The following is a 23,889-nucleotide window of genomic DNA, read 5'->3' as shown; positions in this document are numbered from 1 at the left end:
TCTTTTTGCCAGCGAGATTTTGGCTTTGGTTCAGTTGTTTTTCGTTATATAGTGCGCAAGTTATTCGCGCGATGAGAGCGTGCACGCTGGCCATGATAGGGCCAAACCCTGCAAGGCTACCCTATGGCGTCGATTTCTACCTATACAAGCTATCTCAGTGTGAACCGCGACATCAACTCAACCTTGTCCAAGGTTGCCAGTCAGTCGTCGGTCGAGCGCGAGACAGCTTACTATAAGGAAAAAATCGGCGAGATAACGACTGTCGACGAGTTCCTTGGCGACTACCGTCTCTATTCCTATGCCATGAAGGCCTATGGCCTTGGGGACATGACCTACGGCAAGGCCTTTATGAGAAAGGTTCTGGAAAGCGACCTGACCGACTCGTCAAGCTTTGCAAATTCGCTGACCGACAAGCGATATCTCCAGTTCGCTGAGGCCTTTAATTTCCAGGGCGACAAGAAGACAGTCCAGAATGACTCGCAGTCCACGAGCCTGACGGATGCTTACCGGGCGTCCTTTACCGAAGAAGAGACCGCACTCAAGGCAGAGAATACCTATTTTGCAGCTCAGATCGGCAAGGTCACCAGTGCCGATGGGCTCATCAACAACACCAGGCTACGCACCTACGTTCTCGAAGCAGTAGGGCTCGAATCGGACAACGTATCCAAGACCTATCTCAAGCAGGTTCTGACAAGCGATCTCGACGATCCCGAAAGTGTGGCCAATAAAGCCAAGAACCCGGCCTGGAAGAAACTGGCGGAAGCTTTCAACTTCAAGGCCGATGGAACGATCGACGGCTCTATCCAGACAACCGACCAGACCGAAGACCTGAAGCTGGACTATATCTACAACCAGTCGACATTTCCCTCGACCCTGCTTCACGATGCAAACACGCGGTATTGGGAAAAGAACATAGCGACCGTGACCACCGCCAAGGATCTTGTCGCCGACAGCCGAATGCTGGAATACGTCAAGAAGACGTTCAGCCTCAGCAGCACAATCATGCCGTCCACCGTCGCAAGCCTCATGTCGAGCGAAAATGCGGCGACCGCATATGGCAACACGAAGCTTCTTGACGCATTCAACTTCGAGACTGACGGGACACTGGCAAGTGGCAACACGGCCCAGACCTCTGCCCAGACGACAGTCATGGTGAAAGACTACAAGACGGCTTTCAACAAGGACAAGACGGCGACAATCGACGACGCGGTCAAGAATTACGACACCAGGATCGACACGTTTACCAATCTTGAGGACTTTTTTGTTTCCAACAAAAAGGACAAAGACAAGAAAAATGACGCTGTGACCGAAGTCTGGGATGTGGCGTTGCGAGCATACGGCATCGATCCCGATGAGATCAGCCAGTCGGAGCTGAAACGCGTCCTGACGAGCGACGTCACGGACAAGAAGAGCTATGTCAATTCGCTGAAAGACGAGCGTTTCGTTGAGTTGAACAAGGCCTTCAATTTCAGCGCGGATGGCGAACTGCGAGCACCTGTGCTGGCCCAGTCTGAGAGCGTTACCGACCGCTATGCCTCGGACTACGAAAGCATAAAACTCAGAACATTGACCGGCGCCGAAAAAGAAGCGGCGGGCAAGAAGGCCGACACCGAGATCGAGTACTTCAAGTCGAAAATGCAATCGGTCGAGACCGTAAAGGAATTCCTGGCCGATAAGAGGCTGACGAATTTCATCCTTGAAGCCAACGGGATCGACCCGGAGAGCGTCACGTCGGACGATCTCAAGAAGATGTTCTCGTCCGATCTGGACGACCCGAACAGCTTCGTAAACACACATGAAAACAAGAAATTTGCAGAGATTGTCGCCTCATTCAATTTCGATGCAGAGGGCAATATCACGAAAGACGCCATCCAGGGTGGACAGCAGCGCGGTGCAGTGCTGGGAACGGTCAATCAGTATGTCCGGCAGACCTTGGAAGAGCAGCAGGGCGAATCCAATCAAGGCGTCCGCCTTGCCATGTATTTCGAGCGGATGGCTCCCACCATCTCCAGCGCCTATGGCTTTCTCAGCGACGACGCCCTCTTCGAGTTTTTCAAGACTGCCTTTAGCGTGCCGAGCTCCATCGCCAATATGGATGTGACGAAGCAGGCGGAACTGGTTACGAAATATATCGACATTACCCAGCTTCAGGATCCGGAATATGTCGAGAAGATCGTCAAACGCTATACGGCGCTTTACGATGTGCAGTCGGGATCCCAATCACCCGTTCTGTCAATCTTGAGTGGCAGCACGTCTATCAGCGCAGATACGCTTCTGGCCGTGTCGCAGCTGCGGTCGCAGTAAAAAGGCATCCCTGCTCGGGATAAAGAAAAAAGGCTCGAAATCTCAATGATTTCGGGCCTTTGTCTTTAGATCAATACGGTGCTTGCTCCGTCAGTAGGCGTCGTCGGCAGGACGCCTCGCAACGCCTTCCTCGTCAGGATTGCTCTCATCATCAGCAACCGGAATGGCGTAGGAGCCTTTGAGCCAGCGCGAGAGGTCCAGCGAGCGGCAGCGGTCCGAGCAAAAAGGATAGTCTTCACGCGTCGACGGTCTTTTGCATTCGGGACAGGGCTGCGTCTTGCGCAAAGGCGTGACGTTGGATTCGTGAGATGCATCTGTCATTGGGATCAACCTTCCTGCCAGGCGGGTGCCACCTCAAACCCTTCGCCGGCAAGAAGTGACACGGTTTCATAAAGCGGCAGACCGACCACATTCGTATAGGACCCGGTCAGTTTCTGAACGAAACAGCCGGCGATGCCCTGAATGCCATAGGCCCCTGCCTTGCCGCGCCATTGGCCCGACGCGATATAGCTTTGGATTTCGTGTTGCGAGAGACGCTTGAAGCGCACCTTCGTCTCCACGACCTTCTGGCGAACCTTGCCGCTGGGCGTGACCAGACAGATGCCGGTATAGACCCAATGGCTGCGGCCAGACAGAAGGTGGAGAGCAGCAGATGCCTCCTCGATATATTCCGCCTTGCCGACGATGCGTCGGCCGACAGCCACGACCGTATCAGAGCCCAGGACGTAAGCGCCCTTCCACGCAAGCTCACCCTTGACCGCCTTGTACGCGGCTTCGGCCTTCTGGAGGGATAGCCGTCGGCACAATGTGCGCGGGTGCTCCAGCCGTGCCGGTGTTTCATCGATATCCATGGGCATGAGCCGTGCGGGCTCGATGCCCACCTGATTCAACAGCTCAAGACGGCGGGGCGACCCGGAAGCCAGAATCAGCTTTTGTTTTGCGTCTGTCATGCTCTGCCAGTCGTCCCGGTGTGCGGGCGATTACTTGAAACGATAGGTGATGCGACCCTTGGTCAGGTCGTAGGGCGTCATTTCGACAAGCACCTTGTCACCCGCCAGAACGCGAATACGGTTCTTGCGCATACGGCCGGCAGTGTGTGCGATGATTTCGTGTTCGTTTTCCAGCTTTACGCGAAAGGTTGCGTTCGGCAAAAGTTCGGTAACGACGCCCGGAAACTCGAGGACTTCTTCTTTTGTCATATAGGGTTTTTCTTCCTGTTGATATTGCCGGACTGAACAGTCCGGGAAAATTGCGCGGAAACTACACAATCGCCGCACATTTGTGAACCTAAATTGTCAACCGTTTTAAAGTGTCTCGGAAAATGGCCTTCCGCGTTGCGGCAGGCGCTCCGAAATCAGCTTTTTAAGGTGTTCCCGAACCTCACGATAGGCTTCGAGAATATTGTCTCTTGTGCCCGTCGCAACGGTCGGGTCCATCGTTGGCCAGTAGACAACGTCAAGCGCGTTTGAGCGTGTCAGTTCGAGAGCCGTGTGGTGTGCTTCTGGCGTCAGCGTGATGATGAGATCAAAGAAATCGTCCTCGATCTCCTCAAGCGTTCGCGGCTTGTGCTTGCCGAGCGTCAAACCCGCCTCGTCCAGCACGACATCCACAAAAGGGTCGCGCTCACCTGCGCGCACGCCTGCCGACTGGATATAGATGCCGGGGGCAACCAGCTGCTTGGCGATGACCTCGGCCATGGGGGAGCGGATCGAGTTCATGCCGCACATGAACAATATGGCGCGCGGCGACTTCTCTTTCAAGTCTGCAGCCGGCTGATCCTGCATGACTAGCCCCGCCAATACAGCACACAGACAAGGGTGAAGAGGCGCCGTGCCGTGTCAAAATCCACCTTTATCTTGCCCGAGAGGCGGTCCATCAATGTTTGCGAGCCATCATTGTGGATGCCCCGCCTGCCCATGTCTATCGCTTCGATCTGACTGGGGGTGGAGGAGCGGATCGCCTCATAATAGCTTTCGCAGATCATGAAGTAATCCTTGATGATCCGCCGGAAAGGCGTCAGCGAGAGAATATGCGTGGCGACCGCGTCATCGCTCTCGGTCTTGATCGTAAAGACCAGCTTGGAGTCGACCAGCGAGATACTGAGCTTGTACGGCCCGCCGGCATGACCGACCGGTTCGAAACTGTTTTCCTCGATGAGGTCAAAAATGGCGACGGCGCGCTCATGCTCAACGTCGGGCGTGGACCGGCCGATGCTCTCGTCCAGAACCACGTCGCAGAGCCTGAACACGTCTGCCCCCATTCCTTAGCCTTCCAGATTGAGACGAATGGCGACCGAACGCGCGTGCGCATCCAGCCCTTCCGAGTGAGCAAGCGTTATCGCTGATGGTGCCAACTGGCGCAATTGCTCTGCACCAAGCCTGAGAATGGAGGTTCGCTTGACGAAATCCAGCACCGACAGGCCGGAGGAGAACCGGGCGGAGCGCGCCGTCGGCAAGACGTGATTGGACCCGCCAACATAATCGCCGATGACTTCCGGCGTGTGGCGACCCACAAAGATTGCCCCGGCGTTGCGTATTCCGGCCATCAAGGCATCGGGATCATCGACCGCCAGTTCCAGGTGTTCCGCCGCGATGCGGTTGGCAAGGGGAATTGCGTCTGAGAGGTCGTCAACCAGAATAATGGCGCCGAAGTCCCGCCAGCTGGCCGTTGCCGTCTGCGTGCGTGACAGCAGTTTCAGCTGCCGCTCGACCGCCTGTTCCACCGCTTTGCCCAATTCGGCATCATCGGTGATCAGGATGGACTGGGCACCCTCATCATGTTCCGCCTGGGCCAGAAGATCGGCGGCCAGCCATTCCGGATTGTTGTTCCGGTCGGCGATGACGAGGACCTCCGACGGACCTGCGATCATGTCGATACCAACAGTGCCGAAGACGTGGCGCTTGGCTGCTGCTACATAGGCATTACCGGGCCCGACGATCTTCGCGACGGGCGCAATTGTCTCTGTGCCATAGGCCAGCGCGGCCACGGCCTGGGCGCCGCCAATGCGGTAGATTTCCTCCACGCCAGCTATGCGGGCCGCCGCCAGCACGGCCGGATTGATGGCGCCATTATTGGCAGGAACGACCATGACGATACGCTCGACGCCCGCGACTTTTGCCGGGACGGCATTCATCAGCACCGAACTCGGGTAGCTTGCCGTACCGCCAGGCACATAAAGCCCAACAGCCTCGATGGCTGTCCAGCGAGAGCCAAGGCCAACGCCGATATCGTCCTCGTATATATCGTCTTTCGGCATCTGCCGGGCATGGTGCTTCTCGATGCGTCTGGCTGCCAGTTCCAGCGCGTCGAGCACGGCCTTGTCCACCAGTGCAATCGCCGCATCGATTTCCTGCGCGGTCACGCGCATGGCCTGCGTGGCGAAATCGAGCTTGTCGAACTTGAGTGAGTAATGGGCCAGCGCCTCATCGCCTCGTGCCCGCACGTCATCGATGATGTCGCGCACCACGGCGTTGACGTCTTCTGAAACTTCTCTCTTTGTCGTCAGGAATGCCGCGAATGCCCGTTCAAAATCAGCAGACGCCTGCTCCAGCCAGATTGCCACGTCACTTACCCTCTTAAGGCCCCGTCATCGAACGGAGCAATGCCTTGCCTGCGTATATTTACGTACGCACTAGGGTATGTGGCATAAATCGAAACAGGCGGGCAAGGCAATTCCCTGTCCGCCTTTCGTTGAAGAATTAGTCTTCCGGATGATGCGGCTTCGACGCCGCCTCCCAACCGCCGCTTACATCCGCCATTTGCGCTTCGATGCATTCCACATCAAGCGCAATTGCGCCTCCGCCGGACAGAACCAGTTCTATCGTCCCGTCGGGCCCCTCGCCGTTCTGGGCAAAGCGCACAGCCAGCAGAGACAGCACCTGTTCCTTGTCGTTTCGGTCGAAACCGTGCGAACGTGCGTGGCCGACCCGTTTCAGCGCCAGCACACTGCGGCAACGCTCAGGCGACTGGCCTTTACTGGTTGCGTTTTCCCAGACGAACCGGTTCGCAGACAGCAAAAACTGCCCGCTACGGAGATCGAGGGACACGTCTTTCAGCTTGAAGACGCTATCCTGCATGTGGGTTGAGATGACAGAGAGATCTTCTCCGTCAAGCGCCATCAATTTAAGGCCGCTCATCGTTTCCTGTGTCCTCTTCGTGCGGACGGTGCCGCGTATTTCCAATCGATGACTTGGAGATAGGCAGTTGAAGCCCGCTCTACAACCTGCGAGCTTCAGTGAGCGACACGTATTGGCCGCCAGACGTCAAAGCGGACGACCAGAACCTCCGCTACAGAGAGTTAGGCCGGGGTTCCAGGTGTTGCCGATCAATCGCTGACGCGCTCGACCTGTGCACCGCAACGGTTGAGTTTTTCTTCCAGACGCTCAAAGCCGCGGTCAAGGTGATAGACGCGCGAGACCATCGTCTCCCCTTCCGCAACGAGACCGGCAATGACCAAAGAGACGGAGGCGCGAAGGTCTGTGGCCATCACGGGTGCGCCCTTAAGCCGCGAAACGCCTTCGATGCGCGCCATCTGGCCGGAGAGCGAAATCTTCGCGCCAAGACGTGCCAGTTCCTGCACATGCATAAAGCGATTTTCGAAGATTGTTTCCGTGATGTGTGAAACGCCCTGGGCCCGCGTCATCAGCGCCATGAACTGCGCCTGAAGGTCCGTCGGGAACCCCGGGAAAGGCTCGGTCACGATATCAACGGGATGGATGCCATTGCCGTTGCGAACAACGCGCAGGCCGCTCTCGGTTTCCGTAATGGTCGCACCGGCAAGCTTCAGTGTTTCGAGCGCGTTGTCGAGCAGCGAGGCACGGGTTCCTTCCAGCACGACATCGCCGCCGGTCATGGCGACCGCCATGGCGTAGGTGCCGGTTTCGATACGATCCGGCAGGACGCGGTGGCGTGCGCCGGAAAGCGATGTCACACCTTCGATAGTGATGGTGGACGTGCCCGCACCTTCGATTTTCGCACCCATGGCCTTGAGACAATCGGCGAGATCAACGACTTCAGGCTCACGCGCTGCATTGTGAATGACAGTTGTGCCACGCGCCAGCGATGCCGCCATCAGCATGACGTGGGTCGCGCCGACGGACACTTTCGGGAAAGTATAGGTTGCGCCGACCAGGCCGCCCGCAGGTGCCGTCGCATTGATGTAGCCGCTATCGATCTCCATTTTCGCACCGAGCGCCTCAAGACCCTCGATAAAAAGGTCGACCGGGCGTGTTCCGATGGCGCAGCCGCCTGGCAGGGAAACGCGTGCCCTGCCCTCGCGCGCCAGAAGCGGGCCAATGACCCAGAAGCTCGCCCGCATCTTGGAAACCAGCTCATAGGGAGCCGTGGTATCGACAATGGTGCGGCAGGTGAAATGGACCGTACGGGAATAGCTTTCGGCCTGGCTCTCGCGACGACCATTGACGGAAATGTCGACGCCATGATTGCCCAGAATACGAATGAGCTGTTCAACGTCTGCCAGATGCGGGACGTTTTCGAGGGTCAATGTGTCGCTCGTCAGAAGCGAGGCGATCATCAACGGCAGGGCCGCATTCTTTGCACCCGAAATGGGGATGATGCCGTTGAGTTCATTGCCGCCTGTTATTCTGATGCGATCCATACGTCCCTACGGGCTTTGTGCCCGCCTTTCCTGAGTGCTTGCAGCGGATGGCCTCTCCTGCCTATCCGATGAGTGATGTCCGGTCTGAAATGGCTGTGAGAGGGCTCTGCTGCATATTTCAGGCCATGCAGTAGAGAAAACTCTGCCCCAATTCAATTTTCCGCTAAATGTTTCTTGTCAGCACGATTCGTCCGTTTTTGCGGCAGGCAGACCATTTGTTTCGTCCGCCTCGCCCGCGCGCCGCGCACGGGCCTGGTGCTTGCGCCGGGCAAGATTTTCGCGCAGCTTTTTTGCCGCGCGCGCCTTGCGTTCGGCTTCCTGCCGTTTTGCTCTTTCTCCCGGGCCGCCCTGCCCGGCGGGCAAGGCAGTTTTATCTGCGGGAATGTCGTGATGATCGTCCATGAGCGCACCAATAACCGAAAATCCGTCTTTTCAACAGCCCTTGATGATTTTTGTCCCGTTGAATGACGAAGACTGAAATTGCGGCTTGCACTGATCAGAAACCTATGGCAATAGGCGCCCACTTGATGTCGAGCAGATGCTTCGGCACGGGATGCTGCGGTAGCTCAGTGGTAGAGCACTCCCTTGGTAAGGGAGAGGTCGAGAGTTCAATCCTCTTTCGCAGCACCATTCATAAATCCAGCAATTCATGGCTACTCCGACGAAAACTTGCAGTCATTTGATTGATTGCGAGTGTACCGACACTGCGCCGTTCTTGGATTTGAAAGACCGCTAGAATCCGGATTGGACGCGGGAAAATACCATATTCGTGAACATCGATATCTGGGCGCCGACGAATGGCGCGGAAATGCCGATCGCAACCATGACCGCAATGATCTTGGGGACGAAGGTAAGGGTCATTTCCTGAATCTGGGTGAGCGCCTGCACGAAGGCGATCAGAATGCCCACGGCCATTGCGGCCATGACAGCCGGTCCTGATGCAATCAGTACCGTCCATATCGCATTCTGCATTATGTCGAGAGCGTCGGCCTCGTTCATCTCAGTCCGCTCGATTCAATCGGCGTCACGAAGCCGAATTCACTAGGAAGATACGTGACGCCGTTCGCGTCGATTCAGACGCTATATGATTCGAGCTTGGCAGTTAAGCTGCGGTACTGGAGATTTTTATGCCTTCGGTGATAACGATCTTGCCGCCAGCCGTCGTGGTGGCGGTAAGACCATCGGACGCCACCTCAATCGAAGCAACTACGCCGGTCGTCTTCCCGTCAGCCGAGGTCAAGGTCTTGCCAATATAGGAAGACGCGTTGGACAGGGAGGAGGCAGACAGCAGGCTCTCCAGATGCGTGTTCGTCTTGATGGATTGCTCCACCTGAGAAAAGGTTGCGAGCTGCGAGATCTGCTCGCTGGCATCCATCGGGTCCGTCGGATCCTGATTTTTCATCTGCGCGATCAGCAGCTGAAGGAAAGCATCATAATCCAGCGAGGCCTTGTTCGCATCCGTCTTTGAAGCGGGGGTAGTCGTCGCCGTGTTGGTGGATGTAGAGCTTCCGACCGAGTCTACCATGGTGCAATTTCCCGTCTCAGCTCATTGACGACGGCAGGTGTTATTTCATGGCTGTTGAGAATGGCTTCTTCCTTGGCATAGAGACCACGAATGGTCTTGAGCGCGTCGAAAGGCCGGCCAGACGAAACCGTCGCATCGATCCGCTTCAGTTCCGAGCGGATTTCCTCGTTCTTGAACGTGGTCAGCAACATGGTGATCGACTTGCGGAACAGAGAAAGTGACTGCTCCTTGCCTTCTGGATTGATCAGCATCATCTGGACGATGAAGTAGAGCTGCCGCAAAGGTGTGGTCGTGTCTTCCAGTTGAAGAACGTGGTTTTCCAGAAGGAATGTCACGTCATTTAGAAATTCCAGAGACACTTTTCTGTCAACACGCAAAACAGCGCCGTTGATGAAGATTTTTTCCCCAGACTTCAAAGAGATCCGCAGCGTACTTTTCATTTTAATCCATCCTTGATGATGGTTGTGACGTCAATAATGCCCTGATAATTCTTCGATTTACGTTTGCGTATCTGCTCGCACTCTCTAAGAATCCAGATAGCGATGGATATCAGGTTGGCTTTCAGTTCGACTGGAAGCTCGTTTTCCGGCTGTTTGAGATCATCGATCAGCCTTGTCCAAACGCGCCTCGTATAAAAAATTGCTTCGATCCCGTCCTTGCCGTAGTTTTCCTGTTCCTTGGCAACAGCAAGAAGTTCGATCGATCTTTCTAGAATCTGTCTTTCCCTATCGCGGGCGATACTGGGATCATCCTCCATTATCTCCGCATATGAAAACTGGAACATTCATTTTTCCTTCATGGTCTTACTTGCCACCCATCATAGGCGTCTGTTTTCTTTAGAGATAATTTACCAAGCTGAGGCCCTGGATCTTCGAGGTGATCGTGTAGGACGTCTCCACCTGGTTCAGCAGTGTCGTCAGGCGCGTAGACGCTTCATAGGTATCGACACCAATCAGATTGGTAAGCTGGGTATCAATGATCGTCTTTTGAGAGCTCATATACGTGTTCGCCTTTTCCACTCGCTCCTGGGACAGGCCAATCTGCGCACGCTGGGTATCAATGCCGGAAATCGCAGAACCGGTCAGGCTCGTGGTGGTGTTGTTGACGACGGAAAGCGCGTCCGCATTCAATCCAGAGTTTACCAGCTGCGAGGATATCACACTTGCGAGCACAAGGCTTTTGAATCCATCCGAGTTGGCTGTGGTCGATGTGGATACGGTTTCCGAACTGCTAATGCGGCTGCTCATGGTTGTTTCGGAAGCGCCCGTCCATGAGGACCAGTCGAGGCCGTCCTGATAATCCGTCAGGAAGGTCTGCATCTCATCGGCCGTGACGGCAGATGGGTCCGGGAACTGAGCGGAAAAGGCGGCGTTGAAATCGGCCGTGATGTCGTCGATGAAGGTGTCGCTCAACGTCTGGACGTCCGTATTGATGCCAGAGAAGAGATATTCGCCATTAACCGCCGTGTTCGTATAGCTCACGAAATTTTCAAGGGTCGCCTTTGCCGTCGTCTGGGCAACGCTCAAACTGCTGGCATCCGTGTTACCGCTAAGCGCAATGACGGAATTGAGAAGGCTCTGTGCCGAAGCCGACATGTTTTCCATGGCCAGCTGCGAAGCGTCCATACGCTGCTCCGCCACTGCATTTGCATCGATATTCGCCTGCAGGCGATTGCTTTCACGCGAGTAATCCAGGTTCGTGGATGTGCGCGTCCCAAGCTCAAGGCCCACGTCGGCGTAGGTGCCAGTGACGGCCTCCTTCTGCAGCTTGGTGATTTCCGTTTGCGCATTGGAAACCGTCAACTGCATTGCCGTGCTGATGGAGAGTGAGGAAATGGGCGTTGTTTTCATGTTAGTTCGCGGCCTCCATCAATGTCTTCAACAACTCGTCAATCGTTGACATGAGCTTTGCAGCTGCCTTGTAGGACTGCTCGATGTCGAGCATCTGGATCAGCTCCTCGTCCAGGTTCACACCGGTGGAGTTGGAATAGGCCTCTGTCGACTTCGTCAGCATTGCCGACGTGCTCTCCGCAGAGCTCGTGGCGTTGCTACGATATTCTTCAACCCAACCAGCGGAGTCCGTTGCAAAGCTCAAGAGCGTAACATTGGTCGAGATGCCGGCCTTGGGATCGAATTCGATCTGCGTGTTCAGAGCGGACGCGTATTTGAAGAGTAGGTCAGAATAGCCCGTCGAACCGTCAGTATTGGGAGTGTCGCCTGCGATGTTACCATCACGAAGCTTGACAGGTGTCGCCTTCGCTTCAGATGAGACGGAGATCAGACCTGCAAGACCCGGAACGACTTCAGCAGTCGTGAAATCGGGCTCCGAACCATCCTTTGTCGTAAACAGTCCTGCGATAGAATTTCCGCCAGAATCCGTTTCCGCGAAGGCACCCATGACGCCACGAGCAATTTCATCCAGCTGCGACTGATAGCCTGGGTAGACTTCGTCTCGCAGCTGCAAGAGTGCTGGCAGACTGCCCTTCGCCGATGTGTTGCTTCCCTCGCCCGTCTTTACCGCAACACCGTCAATATAGATGCTGTTGCCGGTCGTGTTGGCGTCGTAAGCCGCCATCGGTTCGAACGAAATCTTGCGTGCGGTCGTTTCGAACAGCGTCGTGCTGTCAGTAGTATAGATCACAACATCGTTGTTCGTGCGGACAGCCGTTGAGATGCCAACGATGCCGGAGATCTGCTTCAGCAGACCTTCGCGCTGATCGATGGCGTTGTTGGCATCTCTGCCAGCGGCCGTCGCCGATGTGACTTCGTTGTTGGCTTTCTCGAAGTCCGACAACAGCTGATTAAGCTTGTCAACAGTATCGGAAATTTCTCCGTCTGCGTCTGTTCTGAGCTGCTGAACGGCCTGAGTGGACGTGTTGAGCGCATTCGCAACATCGCTCGCTGCACTGACGGCAGCAGAAGCCAAGGTTACATCGCTTGGCGAGGCTGCGTAGGTCTGCAGCGCGTTTTGCAGAGAGGCAAGGTAGGTCGAGGGAGCGGCGGTGTATTCCTCGCCGCCCAGAACGACACTGAGCGAATTCATGCCATCCAGGAATTTCTGTTTGCCCGCATCATCAGAAGTGGCGGCCAAAGCCTGCTTCAAAAGCGCTTCATCTTCTGCCCGTTCAACCTTGACAACAATGGCACCGGTCGAGGTGTCCGTCGTCGTCACGGCTGCACGCCGATTGTAGCTTGTCGAACTGGCATTCGAGATATTGTTCGAAACGACGCTGCTCTGCAGAGCGGTGTTGCTCAGAGTTGCCTTTGTCGTATTAAGCGCTGAAGCAAGCGACATTCATCTGTCCTTTAAATTACCGAACCAGATTGATAAGGACGTCCATCAGATCGGAACCCGTCTGGAAGACCTTGGAGTTGGCGGTATAGCTGCGCTGCGCCTGGATCATCTCGGTCAGCTCCGTGGCGATGTCCACGTTTGATGACTCGAGCTGAGAGGATGCGATTGTTCCAAATCCGTTCGAGCCTGCAAATCCGAGCGTCACCACGCCTGAGTCTGCACTGGTCTGAAAGACATTGCCGGAGAGGACGGAGAGGTTGTCGGGACTGGCGACATCGGCAAGCGGGATTTGGTACAGTGGCCTTGCGGCAGACTTTGCGTATGTCGCAAAAACCGTACCATCTGCGTCTACGCGGACGGACTGAACTGCTTCGGCAGCGTTACCATTGACGCCACCTTCGGCAACCGACGACAACTCGGTTCCGAGCTGCGTCATGCTCGAAATATCGAGCGTAATCTTCGTTCCATTATTCGGATCTTCGAACTCTATCGAGCCAGGATCATTAAGCAATTTGCCAAAATCATCGAAACTGAGGTCGAAGCTATCGATGACACCTTCGTCCGCATAAGGGAAGCCACCCGTACTGCTCGCATACTTCGCATCATAAACCGAAACGGTCCATTCACTATCAGCGGTTTTGGAGAAGTAGAAGTCGTACTTAATCGAGTTACCCTTGGCGTCGTATCCAGTTACAGACGTCTTGAAGACGCTTTTCTGATCAACCACAACGTCAGCAGTGTTCTCACTGGCAGATACAGCCGCTGCGGGTGCAGCGTCGCTAAGGTTACCCTTGAGGTAACCTGATGTGGACGGTGTCGCCGTCAGATCGTTCGCTGAAACGTTGACAGGAACGAGCCCCTCATAGCTGTTGATGACCGTTGTAGGCGCGATGCCGGTATATTCGTAGCCGAGCAATTTGTAGCCAGCATCGTTGACGAGAAACCCGCCGTCATCCTTGGTGAACGAGCCTGAACGTGTCAGGAAGATGTTGCCTGCAGTATCCTGCACGACGAAGAAGCCATCGCCCTTGATCGCAAGGTCAGTCGAAGACTGCGTTGCCTGGAGAGCGCCTTGTTGGGATATGGAATAATTGACGTTGGTGATAACGCCGCCGGAATTGTAGTTGCCTCCGTTGGAGGACAGCACCAGCGAGGAAAACGACGTCGACGCGCTTTTGTAGCCGGTGGTGTTGGCGTTGGCGATGTTATCGCCGACAGTGCCCAGACGGTTAGCCTGACCATTCATGCCGGATACGGCGGTTTTCATCGTTCCAAAAAGGCTCATTCCGAATCCTCTGTTCTCATCTAAGGTGAAGTTAGGTGGCAAGCCTTGCGTGAGGCTGTCTGTTTTTCTATCTCGAGAAAGATTTTGGGAAAAACACAAACAGTCAGGGAACCTTTCTGTCCGTAACGACTTATGGTTTCGATTGCTGCAACCGACGCCGACCGAACCAAAGTCACTGAGCAAAAGAAAACGCCGCAGGCTATGAAACCTACGGCGCGTCAGTGTCCCCGAATTTCGTCCCCCTCTGATATCCAACCTGGATATCAGCGCGGAAGTGTCAGCTCCAGTCGATGCAATAGCCAAGAAAACGCTTGGAATCGATCGGATCGAAACCGAGCTTCTTGCGCAGTTTCTTGCGCAGTTTGCTGATGTGGCTTTCGACAACATTTTCCTCAACTTCTTCGTCGAAGATGCCGTAGATGGCGTTGAAGATCTGCGCCTTGGAAACCCGGCGACCGCGATTTGCGATTAAGTATTCGAGGATACGGCGCTCACGGCGTGGCAACGGGAAGACTTCACCGCTGACTTCCGGATCGCGTCCATCGGAGAACACGCGGATCGGACCTGCATCCGTAAACTGTGTAAGGACCGACAGGCGACGGCGGATTGCCGCTGCGCGTGCCAGAATTTCCCGGGGATGGACCGGCTTGCGCACGACATCGTCCACACCGCAATCGAACAGCGCCAAGGTCGCGTCGAGCGAATGGTGATCGCTGACGGCAATGACCGGCGCCTGAGAACGATCCCGGATCGTGCGCGGCAACTCGTAGGTTGTCTCCGCCTGACCGATCAGGAATGCTTCGATTGCTGCAATATCGGAATCCGCCGCAGTATTAACCCATTCGCCAAATTCTGCTGGATCAAATCCAGTTGAGGGAATTCCCTCTCGCCCAAATAGGGCAGTGTACCCGTCCTTAACAAGCTTGCGCTCATCAACTACCACGATCATTCGTCCGCCTCCGAATCAGTGTAGCCAATCTACATGCTAGGGTGTACGAATCGCGCGATTCTCCTACAACTACAAAAAAGCACAGGCATTAATTAATAATTGATTAACCATATTGTCCCGATTTGATCTATATATAGTATGCCTCTCGAAAAATCGGGATATTTTTTCCGGGGAAAAGTGCGAGTCAACCCACTTAACGCTTGCACTGCCTTTTTTGGCTGAATCTCGCCTCATTTGGTTTTAGCCCATTCAGGCTAATCCCCACTCAACCTGAGGGTGTTCAACTCAGGCAGAAATTTCTCGCATTGGCGGTCCACTGCCCGTAGCCCGTTGCGATGAGATTGCTGATGACGCGGCAGACATAACGCTGCTGAGCGGGGTCGTTGTTGGGGCCGGCATGGTATCTGGCTACCGCCATCGTCCAGGTCTCGTGGCGGTCGTGGAGGCGTTTCAAGAATTGCGCGGCGTAGGCCACGTTCTTGGCGGGGTCAAACATCTCGCCCACGGACGCGAATTCTGCGCCGTGAAAATGGATGTTGATCTGCATGCACCCGATATCGATCAGTTTGGCACCGCCCTTGCGGGCGTTCTCGACCAGCTGGTAGGCTTCCGCAACGCTGGACGGGAAATAGGCCTTTCCCTCGATGTTGATGGCATAAGGGCTCAATGATCCCTTTCGGCCAGTCTCCGTCAGGCCAACGGAATAGAGGATACCTTCCGGTATGCCATATCGGCCTGCCGCAGCTTGAATCTGTCGTTCACAGTCCGCTCTGGAAGCGACTTGCGAGGCATTACAGGTAGACGAGACCAGGACGAGAAGCGGAATTGCGAGCAGGTGCTTCAGGCTGCGACGTTGTTTCATAACTGGCGGTGTCCTCTCGGCTCGTAGGGCCAGGCTGTCTGGAAAACCTTTCCTGAGCCCGTTCTTCATTGCCACGCTGCCCCTGCTGGGCGCCTTGCTGTCCCGTATCCTGAGACTGGCGATTGCCGCTGCTGTTCGTATCCTGTCGGTCCGCACTGTTGGCGAGAGTGACCGTCACCTGCTCGACGTTGAAACCTTGCGATTTCAGGGCGTCGAGAATGCCGGTGCTGTCTTTCTGCAGCTCGCTGTAACCCTTCAAAGTGTGGGCCGTGAGCTGTACGCTGAGTTCATCACCAACCAGCTTGAGAGCGGCCGTAACGTGCCCAAGCTCGACAGGGCTCATCTGGATCTTCAACACGTGGACCACCTGCCCTGTGCTTGAGATCATGGGAGAATTGGTGGTTTGCCCCGCCATGGTCGCTGCCCAATCCGGGTCCGCAGCCATTGCGCTGGTTATTGCGGTGGCGTTGGTGGGCGCAGCAAGCCCGACAAAGCGCCTGCTTTCAACGACCTGCACAACATCACTAACATCGCCGACAGCTGCGGATACATCGAGTTTCGCCGTACCATCTTCCTGGCTTTCAATATGAAAATCGATGGAGGGCGTATTCTCCTTCTGCAATCTGACCACTGTTTGAGCGGCTGGCTCGATGACAGGCAGAGAACCATCGTCCGGAGCCGTCATGGTGGGTAGTCCCGAGACGGAGTTGGCACCCTGCGGTGATGGTTGCCCATTCTGCTGAGCCTGCGGCTCGACAGGCATAATCGTCGCGGCAAGAAGCGAGAGGAGATCCTGGTTTCCGCCAGTCGTATCCAGGGTTTCCGGAGCCTGCTCACCATCAACGGGTTCATCACCCGATGTGGAGGGCTCTGCCGTCTCAGATGTCGACGACGCGATTTTTGTGAGCGCGGTGACGAGCATCGCGAGATCCGACAGGACCGGCACGCTCTCAGCTTCGTCAGCTGCTGTCAGAACAGGAGGATTGACCGGTGCGGACGCAACTTCGGGACCCTTCGGCGCGACAATACTGTCGGCAATTATGGGCATTGCAGGGTCAGTGACCGGATCGAGATTCGGAAGAGCCGCTGCATCGACAATTTTGCCGGCTGATTGGACCGGGGCGGACGAACCGCTCGGTTGCTCTTGAGCTTGTGAGACAGCCGCCGCATCTGCAGGCGCAGCCGCCTGCTTTCCGCCAGCATCGCTTGATGTCTTTGACGCGGATGGAGCCTGCTTGGACGAGTTTCCCTTGTCGAGCGATCCCAACGTATCGGAGAAGCCGGAATCGCCACGTTTAGAGGCATTATCCTTACTCTGCCGACCGACCTGGGCAATGGCGTCAGGGCTGCCGGGAACGATGGTCTTTACCACATTCATCCTATTTCTCCTCCTGCTCCAACAAAGAATCTATCTCATTCAAACGAGCTCGGCTCTTGTCAAAAAAATCCCGCAATTCAGGGGCGGCCGTGGCCTGCCCTGTCTGTTGCTGTACCCTTGTGTCCTCCGCAGCTGCCTGAACGGCAGGTTGGCTGGCAGCATCTGCGCCATTTCCGGAGGTTTTCTCTGCCGCTTCAGGCGTTCTCACAATCTGTTCCGCTATGGCCTTCGCGGCATCGCGCAGAGCCAGATCGCGCTCGGACAATTCATCGTTTGGAATACTTGCCAATGCATCGCTGGCGCTCTTCACATCCGCGCTTGGAACAGTCGCCAGACCTGAATAGAGCTTGGACAAGGGAGCCCGCGATACATCGCCGGTCTGAGAGGAAAGCGCCGCCGCCTGATCCGTCGCAAATTGCGCAAGCGCGATCTCACCGCGCAATGAGGCCTGCCGGGCAATGCGCAGATAGATTTCCTCTGCGCGCTCCGGGTCCATCAAGGCGGTAATTTCCGCAATATTGTCGGTCGTCACCGTCCCGGCGCCGTCTATCGCAAAGTTGACGAAGAGATCGGCAAACTGAGAGGCATAGGGCGAGTGAAGGAATCTCACCGCGTATTTTCTTAAGTAAACCAGAGCCTTGCCGTGATCCTTGACCTGAACCATGGCAATGATCGAGCGCCTCAGGGCTGCTTCTTCAATGATCGTACCCGGCGCCGTGACGCGCGCATCATCGAAAAATGCCAGTGAGGCCGCCGGATCGCGCGTCGTTGCGATATTACCGGCGATCAACATGAGATAGGGACCGAGGACACCCTTGCGATACTCCGGCAGGATATCAGCGAGTATCTTCTCGACCTGTATGCCGCGGCCGTTCAGATATTTCTGCAGGATATTCGTGATGCGGGAGTCGAAATGACCCTGTACGTCGCGTGCAACAAGATAGTCCAGTGTCTGCGGATTGCCACCGCTCATGATATAGGCAAGCGCTGCATCCGCGTTTCGCGAATCCTCGAAGATGGATGCGTCTGCCGTTCTCAAGGTCGTGTCGATCGTCTCAAGGAGATACTTCTGCATCTCTCTGGCGGCGTGATCGCCCATCACGACCGAATCCTGCACGAACTGCAACGACCGCAGGATTTTTGCAGGCGGCAAGTCGCTCTGGGCGTGTCCGTAACTGGCGCTGGCCAGCCAGGACATGCTCATCAGCAAGACAGCAATGCGGGTCGCTTTTGTCATCCGCTGCCTCAACTATCCTCGAGCAATATTTCGATGCGACGGTTCGCGCCATTCAATGGGTCGTCCGTGCTCTGCAGGCGTCGGTCTGCGAATCCTGAAAGCTGCTTGATGCGCGTTTCGTCCAGACCGCCACGCGACAGCATGTAGTAGGCCGCATGGGCACGATCCATCGACAGGGTCCAGTTGTCCTTTGCGCCCGACTTGTAGGGACGGGCATCCGTATGGCCGCGAATGACAATCGCGCCCTTCTGTTTGCTCAGGACTTCACCGATCTTTTCCATCGCCAATACGAGGTCCTTCTGCGGCACAGCCGAACCCACATCGAACATGGACGTGTTGGATTTCTCTGAAATCGTAATCAGCGTGCCGCCCTCTGCCGGCGTCACGACGATGCCTTCGGCAAGTTTGCCTGCGACGCCCGAGACCTGCTGCGCGATTTCGTCGCGCAACTCGTCGGTCGTCTTTTCCTGGGCAGCGGAAGCATCCGCCTTGGCAACTGCGGTCTGGCCCTGCTTCGGTGGCAGATCGCCAATTTCATCGATGGCCCCGGATTTCACCGTCTGTGGCTTGGCATTGGCAATTTCGGTCGGCGTTGCCGTTTCGCTGTCGGCTATGACGCTTGCCCGATCCTGCGGCGCTTCGGCGGGTTTCTTGTCGGTCTTCTTCTTTGGCGTGTCCGGCAGCGCGGTATCCTGAATTGCGACAGCACCCTGCTCAGGACGACTATCGACCTGCTTGCTCCAAAAATCGGGGTCGAAGGGATCGCGATATGCCTCCCCACCCGATGCGCCGGTGGAAGGCCCGGAATTGCTGGCACCGCCCTCGCCCTTGGCGCTCACATTGGCCTGCTGCCCCACTTCCTGGGCGATCTCTGCCAGAACCGCATAGGGGTTTTCAAAAAATGCAGCCTCTGAATAGGCTGTCTTGTCGCCAGACGACGCCGTCATATCCTCACCGCTTGCAGCGGCGGCGGCGTCCTGGGGCTTTTCAGACTTGGTATCGGATGTCTGTTGCGTCTGCTCACCCTTGGCTGTCTTTGCCGGCTGTTTCATGCCCCGGTCTGCCGGTTTTTCATCCGTCAGCTTGATAGGGTTGAAGTAGCTCGCGACAGAGGCCTTCGTCGGTTCGTTGGCGGCATTGACCAGCCACATGACGAGAAAGAAGGCCATCATGGCGGTCATGAAGTCAGCATAGGCGATTTTCCAGGCGCCACCATGCGCACCATCGTGACCGCCCTTGTGACGTTTCACGACGATGATTTCATTTTTGCCGTGATGGTGATTTTCGCCTTCACTCATCGGCCAAACCTCTTACGCTCTGGAAAAACTCTGAAAGCCTCGTCATCAGGATCGAGCCATCCAGCTGAACCTTGACGTCGATATCGTTCGAAACATCGTAGTCGATGTGGTGGTCGACCGAGCCGAGCTCCTCGCGCATCCGGGACAGGAGCCGTTCAGGTCCTGTGACCTTGATCGTGCCCGCAAACCCGCCTTCGATCTCTGTGATGATCTGCCGGGAAAGTTCGGACGCGGTATTAGCCGCGAGCTCCCGCTCCATCACGGTCAGGAACAGACGCAGACACGCCTGCTCGATATTCGCCGCGATGGTCTGCTTCATGGAAATGACCGACGTAGCCAGATGATTTGCGATTTCATCCTCGTAGCGGGTCTGCATCGCGGCAATCTCTTCTTCGTGCCGGGAGCGCATGGCTTCCATTGCGGCCTCGTTCTCGGCCATTGCCTGCTGCTTGCCGGCCTCTTCGCCCTCGGCAAAAGCCTTGCGCTTTTCCTCTTCCAGATCGACTGTGACCTCAGGCTCCGACAGCCAGCCGCTTTCGAAAGAGGCGACAGGCAGCTCAACCTCAAAGGCCGGCGCAGGCACTTCCGGAGGAACGAACTGGCTGAAATCCTTGAGATATTTAGTCAGCGCTCCGCTCATGGACGAACCTCGACCGCTATCGCGCTTGTCTTTTCTCTGGATAAGAAAGTCATGAAACAATCCGCAAGGCATTCAGAAAGGAGCGACAGGGACAATTCCGTCTCACCCGAAGGTGCGCAAAATCCCGGCAGCAATTCGATTTCTAAAGTAGAGGTTCAAACTTGTGCGAGGATGAACCCCTGCCGCAGATTACGCGAAGAGATTTGCCAAGCTCTTGCGGTGATTGTTGGCAATGGACACAATCTGAACCGCCAGATCGCGCTGCGTTTCATACGCCTTCAACTTTGTGGACTCTTCTTCCATATTGGCATCGACAAGTCGGCTTACGCTTTTGTCCATGGAATCTCCAAGTGAAGCGACGAATTCCGTCTGCTGGTCGATCCGGCTTGAGAGCGTACCGAGCGACGCGCCCAGTTGATTGAGACGTGCCGATATTTGGGCGACGGCATAGACCATATCGTCAAGCTCCTCGGCGGTCGTTGCCTGCGATATCGAAATCTCCGTGCCATCGGCCGGGTTTGTCGAGTCGGCATTCAAAAGGTAGTAATTCCTCGGCCCCGTGCTGGAATCGGGGTTGCGGGCGCTCGCGTCTATGGACGCCGTCAACAAGCCGCGGCTGGCATCGTTCGTGTCAACCATCGTGGTTTCCTGCGTGCTGACACTGAGATACTGAAGGTCGATTGCGCCCGACGCACTTTTCGTGAAGGCGTAGGGCACCGATTTCGTCTCCGACAGAAGCTCCGACGTATTGAACAGCCAGTTATCTCCGGAAAAGCTTGCCGCTTGCGATACGGAGTGCAGGTTTTCTTTCAATGCATTGATTGAACTGTTGATTTGTGACCGGTCCGTCCCGGTTTCATGTGCGGTCGTCAATTGCGACATGATCTGATCGACAACGCTGATCAATGATGTAACCGCTTCATAAGCCGTATCCGCCTTCGAAGCCCCCAGGTCGAGCGCATCCCCCACGCTGCTCAAGACACTCGAATCCGATTTGAGATTAGTGGCGGTCGACCAGTAACCGGAATTGTCCGCAGCCGAAGCGATCTTCAAACCAGACGTAACCCGCTCCTGTGTCTTCGACAAGGTATCGTCGCTGAACAGCAGCGTCTGAAGCGCGCTTTGAATATAGCCGGAAGAAATTATCTTGGTCATGATACCTGCATCTGAAGAAAGCGACGGGACATGCCAGGCAACTGGCGAGAGGCCGTCCTCTCATCATGAGAAGGTGGGACGCGCCAACAGGCGCTGCCTTGGCCAAGGTTAACGAAAGGTAAAACCTGTGGCAACCACCTTACAGGATCAAGCTATGGCGAAACTTGCGCAATGGGCGCGACCCGTGGAAAAACCACCACGAAACAGAAAAACCGCGCCTCTTTTCAGAGAGCGCGGTTTCCACCTGTTTGCGAAGATAATTATTGCTGGAAAAGCGACATGATGTTCTGTGCGCTGGAGTTCGCAATCGACAAGGACTGGATCGCGAGCTGTTGCTGCGTCTGCAGCGCCGACAATTTTGCCGACTCTTCTTCCATGTCAGCATCCACCAGACGGCTGACACCGGATTCCATGGCGTCGGAGAGCTTGGCGGAGTAGTCATCCTGAAGATCGATACGGGTCTGAAGCGCGCCGATAGCAGCAGCCGAGTCCGTCAGGTTGCTCATGGCGGCTTCAACGATGTCCATGAACGCGTCGATTTCGCCTTGGGTCGATATGCTGGTCAATGCAACGGACATGACGCTGCCGAGGATACCGCCTTCACCAACGCCGGTGGCGTTGATCGTCGCGAACATTGCATAGGATGCAATGTTGAATTTCGCTGTCGTAACACTCACTCCGCCGCTGGCAGTACGAATGAAACCGTCAACAACACTTGCCTCGGAAGCGTTGCCCAGCACCATCCAGTTCTCACCAGAGAACGAAGCGCCTTGGGCGATGGCCGAGAGCTGTTCCTGCAGCTTGCCGATTTCGAGCTGGATCTGAGACTTGTCGGTCGACTGCTCACTGGCGGTGACGAGCTTTGACTTGATTTCGTCAACGGCGCTGATCGCGCTTTCCATAGCAGCGTAAGCCGTATCGACCTTTGCAGCACCAACGCCCAGAGCGTCGGACGCAGCGTTGAGGGCCTTGTTATCGGAGTTCATGGTCGTCGAGATGGACCAATAGGCAACGTTATCTTTCGCCTGACCAACGCGAAAACCGGACGAAACGCGATCTTGCGTGTTGGAAAGATCGGTGTTGATCGAACGCAGCGTCTGAAGGGCAGACATTGCAGAGGTGTTTGTCAAAATACTGGTCATCTTCAGGGCGCCCCTTTGGCAATTCTTTAAGAAGAGACATTCCGGTCAAGCCGGGAAACGCAGCAGGCAGCTTCATGCTTACCGACTTAAAAACTCGGTGCGCTGTTTCGATGACCACAGAAGACAGGTTTATGGTTAACAAAGATTTAATCGAAGGGATTTTTTTACCTATATGAAGGAAGGATTAAGACCTGACAGAGCCATTAATCTGAGCTAATTTATTGTAAATATTGATGAATATTTTTCTTAAGGAAGCTTAATTTTTTCAAAAAAAAAGCCGCGCAAACTGCGCGGCTTTTCCATTTCCGTGAACCGGATTAGCCTCTGAAGAGAGACATGATGTTCTGCGACGACGAATTCGCAATCGACAGCGACTGAACGGCCAGCTGCTGCTGTGTCTGCAGGGCAGACAAGCGTGCAGATTCTTCTTCCATATCGGCGTCGACCAGACGGCTGACACCCGATTCGATGGCGTCGCTCAGCTTGCTGGAATAGCTATCCTGCATGTCGATACGAGCAGAGAGCGCACCAAGAGCAGCAGCACCGTCGGTGAGACCGTCAAGAGCGGTCTGCACAGTCGTCATGAATGCATCGATTTCGCCCTGTGTGGAGTTGCTCTGCAGAGCGATGTCCATGACGGAAGCGAGGATACCGCCACTACCAACACCTGAGGTGATGGTGGAGAACATCGCGTAGGAACCCGCGTTGAACGTTGCGGTCGTTACCTTGACGGAACCGGCGGAGTCACGAATGAAGCCATCGACAACCGTTGTGGAAGAACCGGAACCCTGGATTGCCCAGTTTTCGCCGTTGAACGAAGCAGCCTGGCCGATTGCGGTCAGCTGTTCCTGAAGCTTGGTGATTTCGAGCTGAACCTGCAGCTTGTCGACCGATGTTTCGCTGGCGGTTGTCAGCTTTGTCTTGATTTCGTTGACGACATCGATGGCGCTGTCCATCGCAGCATAGGCTGTGTCGACCTTGGCCGCACCAACGCCGAGAGCATCCGTCGCAGCATTGAGTGCCTTGTTGTCGGAGTTCATCGTCGTGGAGATGGACCAGTAGGCAACGTTATCAGAGGCATCACCAACCTTTTGGCCCGAAGACACACGGTCCTGCGTCGTGGAAAGGTTTGAGTTGATCGTACGCAGGGTCTGGAGTGCAGACATAGCAGAAGTATTAGTAAGGATACTCGTCATAGTAAAA

26 protein-coding genes and 1 tRNA gene are annotated in these 23,889 nt (G+C 55.5%); 2 read left to right on the top strand and 25 right to left on the bottom strand.

Features of this window, described 5'->3' with window-relative positions; translation table 11 throughout:
• Positions 1-123: 123 nt before the first annotated feature.
• Positions 124-2,304, top strand: a complete 2,181-nt coding sequence (locus ASF69_RS06600; RefSeq protein ID WP_062586517.1) for a DUF1217 domain-containing protein — start codon at positions 124-126, stop codon at positions 2,302-2,304.
• A 90-nt stretch (positions 2,305-2,394) separates the two neighbouring features.
• Here ASF69_RS06600 and yacG read toward each other — a convergent pair whose 3' ends face one another.
• From yacG to ASF69_RS23550, 9 genes are all read right to left on the bottom strand, one after another.
• A complete protein-coding gene (yacG, locus tag ASF69_RS06595) occupies positions 2,395-2,625 on the bottom strand; it encodes a DNA gyrase inhibitor YacG (RefSeq protein WP_062586515.1) in 231 nt (76 codons plus the stop codon).
• A 5-nt stretch (positions 2,626-2,630) separates the two neighbouring features.
• On the bottom strand, positions 2,631-3,254 hold the full coding sequence (locus ASF69_RS06590; protein WP_062586513.1) for a Maf-like protein: 624 nt from the start codon (positions 3,252-3,254) through the stop codon (positions 2,631-2,633).
• A 30-nt stretch (positions 3,255-3,284) separates the two neighbouring features.
• Positions 3,285-3,503 (bottom strand): translation initiation factor IF-1, encoded by a 219-nt coding sequence (gene infA / locus ASF69_RS06585; protein WP_027673809.1) that lies wholly within the window; start codon positions 3,501-3,503, stop codon positions 3,285-3,287.
• Positions 3,504-3,608: 105 nt separating this feature from the next.
• A complete protein-coding gene (locus ASF69_RS06580) occupies positions 3,609-4,031 on the bottom strand; it encodes a low molecular weight phosphatase family protein (RefSeq protein ID WP_112964156.1) in 423 nt (140 codons plus the stop codon).
• A gap of 59 nt (positions 4,032-4,090) precedes the next feature.
• On the bottom strand, positions 4,091-4,564 hold the full coding sequence (locus tag ASF69_RS06575; RefSeq protein WP_062586509.1) for a UPF0262 family protein: 474 nt from the start codon (positions 4,562-4,564) through the stop codon (positions 4,091-4,093).
• A gap of 3 nt (positions 4,565-4,567) precedes the next feature.
• Entirely contained in the window at positions 4,568-5,866 is a 1,299-nt protein-coding gene (gene hisD, locus ASF69_RS06570; RefSeq protein WP_062586507.1) for a histidinol dehydrogenase, read from the bottom strand.
• 136 nt (positions 5,867-6,002) lie between these two features.
• Entirely contained in the window at positions 6,003-6,440 is a 438-nt protein-coding gene (locus tag ASF69_RS06565) for a DUF2948 family protein (RefSeq protein WP_062586505.1), read from the bottom strand.
• Positions 6,441-6,628: 188 nt separating this feature from the next.
• The gene (gene murA, locus ASF69_RS06560; RefSeq protein ID WP_062586503.1) at positions 6,629-7,921 is read right to left on the bottom strand and encodes a UDP-N-acetylglucosamine 1-carboxyvinyltransferase; all 1,293 of its coding nucleotides are present in this window, start codon (positions 7,919-7,921) and stop codon (positions 6,629-6,631) included.
• 177 nt (positions 7,922-8,098) lie between these two features.
• Complete coding sequence (locus ASF69_RS23550) at positions 8,099-8,323, bottom strand: hypothetical protein (RefSeq protein ID WP_062586501.1); 225 nt, start codon at positions 8,321-8,323, stop codon at positions 8,099-8,101.
• Positions 8,324-8,476: 153 nt separating this feature from the next.
• Here ASF69_RS23550 and ASF69_RS06550 point away from each other — a divergent pair.
• Positions 8,477-8,551: transfer RNA gene (locus ASF69_RS06550), tRNA-Thr, on the top strand.
• Between the two features lie 102 nt (positions 8,552-8,653).
• On the opposite strand, the gene fliQ is transcribed toward ASF69_RS06550, so the two are convergent.
• The 16 genes from fliQ to ASF69_RS06470 all read right to left on the bottom strand — a co-directional run bounded on the left by fliQ (position 8,654) and on the right by ASF69_RS06470 (position 23,882).
• Complete coding sequence (fliQ, locus tag ASF69_RS06545) at positions 8,654-8,920, bottom strand: flagellar biosynthesis protein FliQ (RefSeq protein WP_062586500.1); 267 nt, start codon at positions 8,918-8,920, stop codon at positions 8,654-8,656.
• Between the two features lie 103 nt (positions 8,921-9,023).
• A complete protein-coding gene (flgD, locus tag ASF69_RS06540) occupies positions 9,024-9,446 on the bottom strand; it encodes a flagellar hook assembly protein FlgD (protein WP_062586498.1) in 423 nt (140 codons plus the stop codon).
• Positions 9,440-9,886 (bottom strand): flagellar biosynthesis repressor FlbT, encoded by a 447-nt coding sequence (gene flbT / locus ASF69_RS06535; protein WP_062586496.1) that lies wholly within the window; start codon positions 9,884-9,886, stop codon positions 9,440-9,442. Before flbT ends, flgD begins: the two co-directional genes overlap by 7 nt.
• Positions 9,883-10,230, bottom strand: coding sequence for a flagellar biosynthesis regulator FlaF (gene flaF, locus ASF69_RS06530; RefSeq protein WP_062586494.1), 348 nt, complete (start codon positions 10,228-10,230; stop codon positions 9,883-9,885). Before flaF ends, flbT begins: the two co-directional genes overlap by 4 nt.
• 52 nt (positions 10,231-10,282) lie before the next feature.
• Complete coding sequence (locus ASF69_RS06525) at positions 10,283-11,296, bottom strand: flagellar hook-associated family protein (protein ID WP_062586492.1); 1,014 nt, start codon at positions 11,294-11,296, stop codon at positions 10,283-10,285.
• Between the two features lies 1 nt (position 11,297).
• Positions 11,298-12,740, bottom strand: coding sequence for a flagellar hook-associated protein FlgK (flgK, locus tag ASF69_RS06520; protein WP_062586490.1), 1,443 nt, complete (start codon positions 12,738-12,740; stop codon positions 11,298-11,300).
• A gap of 16 nt (positions 12,741-12,756) precedes the next feature.
• Entirely contained in the window at positions 12,757-14,025 is a 1,269-nt protein-coding gene (locus ASF69_RS06515; RefSeq protein ID WP_062586488.1) for a flagellar hook protein FlgE, read from the bottom strand.
• A gap of 277 nt (positions 14,026-14,302) precedes the next feature.
• Positions 14,303-14,974 (bottom strand): winged helix-turn-helix domain-containing protein, encoded by a 672-nt coding sequence (locus ASF69_RS06510; RefSeq protein ID WP_062586486.1) that lies wholly within the window; start codon positions 14,972-14,974, stop codon positions 14,303-14,305.
• Positions 14,975-15,254: 280 nt separating this feature from the next.
• The gene (locus ASF69_RS06505; RefSeq protein WP_082469649.1) at positions 15,255-15,836 is read right to left on the bottom strand and encodes a transglycosylase SLT domain-containing protein; all 582 of its coding nucleotides are present in this window, start codon (positions 15,834-15,836) and stop codon (positions 15,255-15,257) included.
• On the bottom strand, positions 15,766-17,214 hold the full coding sequence (locus ASF69_RS06500) for a flagellar hook-length control protein FliK (RefSeq protein WP_062586484.1): 1,449 nt from the start codon (positions 17,212-17,214) through the stop codon (positions 15,766-15,768). The genes ASF69_RS06505 and ASF69_RS06500 overlap by 71 nt, the downstream gene beginning before the upstream one ends.
• A gap of 1 nt (position 17,215) precedes the next feature.
• Positions 17,216-18,451, bottom strand: coding sequence for a chemotaxis protein (locus tag ASF69_RS06495; protein WP_062586483.1), 1,236 nt, complete (start codon positions 18,449-18,451; stop codon positions 17,216-17,218).
• An 8-nt stretch (positions 18,452-18,459) separates the two neighbouring features.
• A complete protein-coding gene (locus tag ASF69_RS06490; RefSeq protein WP_062586481.1) occupies positions 18,460-19,749 on the bottom strand; it encodes a MotB family protein in 1,290 nt (429 codons plus the stop codon).
• Complete coding sequence (locus tag ASF69_RS06485) at positions 19,742-20,389, bottom strand: hypothetical protein (RefSeq protein WP_062586479.1); 648 nt, start codon at positions 20,387-20,389, stop codon at positions 19,742-19,744. The genes ASF69_RS06490 and ASF69_RS06485 overlap by 8 nt, the downstream gene beginning before the upstream one ends.
• A 189-nt stretch (positions 20,390-20,578) precedes the next feature.
• Entirely contained in the window at positions 20,579-21,544 is a 966-nt protein-coding gene (locus tag ASF69_RS06480; protein WP_062586473.1) for a flagellin, read from the bottom strand.
• 260 nt (positions 21,545-21,804) lie between these two features.
• A complete protein-coding gene (locus ASF69_RS06475) occupies positions 21,805-22,686 on the bottom strand; it encodes a flagellin (protein WP_062586471.1) in 882 nt (293 codons plus the stop codon).
• 317 nt (positions 22,687-23,003) lie between these two features.
• Positions 23,004-23,882, bottom strand: a complete 879-nt coding sequence (locus ASF69_RS06470; RefSeq protein ID WP_062586469.1) for a flagellin — start codon at positions 23,880-23,882, stop codon at positions 23,004-23,006.
• Between the last annotated feature and the right edge of the window lie 7 nt (positions 23,883-23,889).

The organism is Rhizobium sp. Leaf311, assembly GCF_001423445.1.
GTDB lineage: Bacteria > Pseudomonadota > Alphaproteobacteria > Rhizobiales > Rhizobiaceae > Agrobacterium.
Note: the sequence above shows the minus strand (reverse complement) of the source record. Positions and strands in the feature narration are given on the sequence as shown.

Excerpts from the sequence above, each read along its gene's own strand:
- murA (WP_062586503.1), bottom strand. The coding sequence starts at position 7,921 with ATGGATCGCATCAGAATAACAGGCGGCAATGAACTCAACGGCATCATC.
- ASF69_RS23550 (WP_062586501.1), bottom strand. The coding sequence starts at position 8,323 with ATGGACGATCATCACGACATTCCCGCAGATAAAACTGCCTTGCCCGCC.
- ASF69_RS06505 (WP_082469649.1), bottom strand. The coding sequence starts at position 15,836 with ATGAAACAACGTCGCAGCCTGAAGCACCTGCTCGCAATTCCGCTTCTC.
- ASF69_RS06500 (WP_062586484.1), bottom strand. The coding sequence starts at position 17,214 with ATGAATGTGGTAAAGACCATCGTTCCCGGCAGCCCTGACGCCATTGCC.
- flgD (WP_062586498.1), bottom strand. The coding sequence starts at position 9,446 with ATGGTAGACTCGGTCGGAAGCTCTACATCCACCAACACGGCGACGACT.
- ASF69_RS06575 (WP_062586509.1), bottom strand. The coding sequence starts at position 4,564 with ATGGGGGCAGACGTGTTCAGGCTCTGCGACGTGGTTCTGGACGAGAGC.
- ASF69_RS06600 (WP_062586517.1), top strand. The coding sequence starts at position 124 with ATGGCGTCGATTTCTACCTATACAAGCTATCTCAGTGTGAACCGCGAC.
- ASF69_RS06480 (WP_062586473.1), bottom strand. The coding sequence starts at position 21,544 with ATGACCAAGATAATTTCTTCCGGCTATATTCAAAGCGCGCTTCAGACG.
- flgK (WP_062586490.1), bottom strand. The coding sequence starts at position 12,740 with ATGTCGCTTGCTTCAGCGCTTAATACGACAAAGGCAACTCTGAGCAAC.
- flbT (WP_062586496.1), bottom strand. The coding sequence starts at position 9,886 with ATGAAAAGTACGCTGCGGATCTCTTTGAAGTCTGGGGAAAAAATCTTC.
- ASF69_RS06590 (WP_062586513.1), bottom strand. The coding sequence starts at position 3,254 with ATGACAGACGCAAAACAAAAGCTGATTCTGGCTTCCGGGTCGCCCCGC.
- yacG (WP_062586515.1), bottom strand. The coding sequence starts at position 2,625 with ATGACAGATGCATCTCACGAATCCAACGTCACGCCTTTGCGCAAGACG.
- ASF69_RS06470 (WP_062586469.1), bottom strand. The coding sequence starts at position 23,882 with ATGACGAGTATCCTTACTAATACTTCTGCTATGTCTGCACTCCAGACC.
- ASF69_RS06475 (WP_062586471.1), bottom strand. The coding sequence starts at position 22,686 with ATGACCAGTATTTTGACAAACACCTCTGCAATGTCTGCCCTTCAGACG.
- ASF69_RS06495 (WP_062586483.1), bottom strand. The coding sequence starts at position 18,451 with ATGACAAAAGCGACCCGCATTGCTGTCTTGCTGATGAGCATGTCCTGG.
- ASF69_RS06485 (WP_062586479.1), bottom strand. The coding sequence starts at position 20,389 with ATGAGCGGAGCGCTGACTAAATATCTCAAGGATTTCAGCCAGTTCGTT.
- flaF (WP_062586494.1), bottom strand. The coding sequence starts at position 10,230 with ATGTTCCAGTTTTCATATGCGGAGATAATGGAGGATGATCCCAGTATC.
- ASF69_RS06580 (WP_112964156.1), bottom strand. The coding sequence starts at position 4,031 with ATGTGCGGCATGAACTCGATCCGCTCCCCCATGGCCGAGGTCATCGCC.
- fliQ (WP_062586500.1), bottom strand. The coding sequence starts at position 8,920 with ATGAACGAGGCCGACGCTCTCGACATAATGCAGAATGCGATATGGACG.
- ASF69_RS06525 (WP_062586492.1), bottom strand. The coding sequence starts at position 11,296 with ATGAAAACAACGCCCATTTCCTCACTCTCCATCAGCACGGCAATGCAG.
- ASF69_RS06490 (WP_062586481.1), bottom strand. The coding sequence starts at position 19,749 with ATGAGTGAAGGCGAAAATCACCATCACGGCAAAAATGAAATCATCGTC.
- ASF69_RS06565 (WP_062586505.1), bottom strand. The coding sequence starts at position 6,440 with ATGAGCGGCCTTAAATTGATGGCGCTTGACGGAGAAGATCTCTCTGTC.
- ASF69_RS06515 (WP_062586488.1), bottom strand. The coding sequence starts at position 14,025 with ATGAGCCTTTTTGGAACGATGAAAACCGCCGTATCCGGCATGAATGGT.
- infA (WP_027673809.1), bottom strand. The coding sequence starts at position 3,503 with ATGACAAAAGAAGAAGTCCTCGAGTTTCCGGGCGTCGTTACCGAACTT.
- ASF69_RS06510 (WP_062586486.1), bottom strand. The coding sequence starts at position 14,974 with ATGATCGTGGTAGTTGATGAGCGCAAGCTTGTTAAGGACGGGTACACT.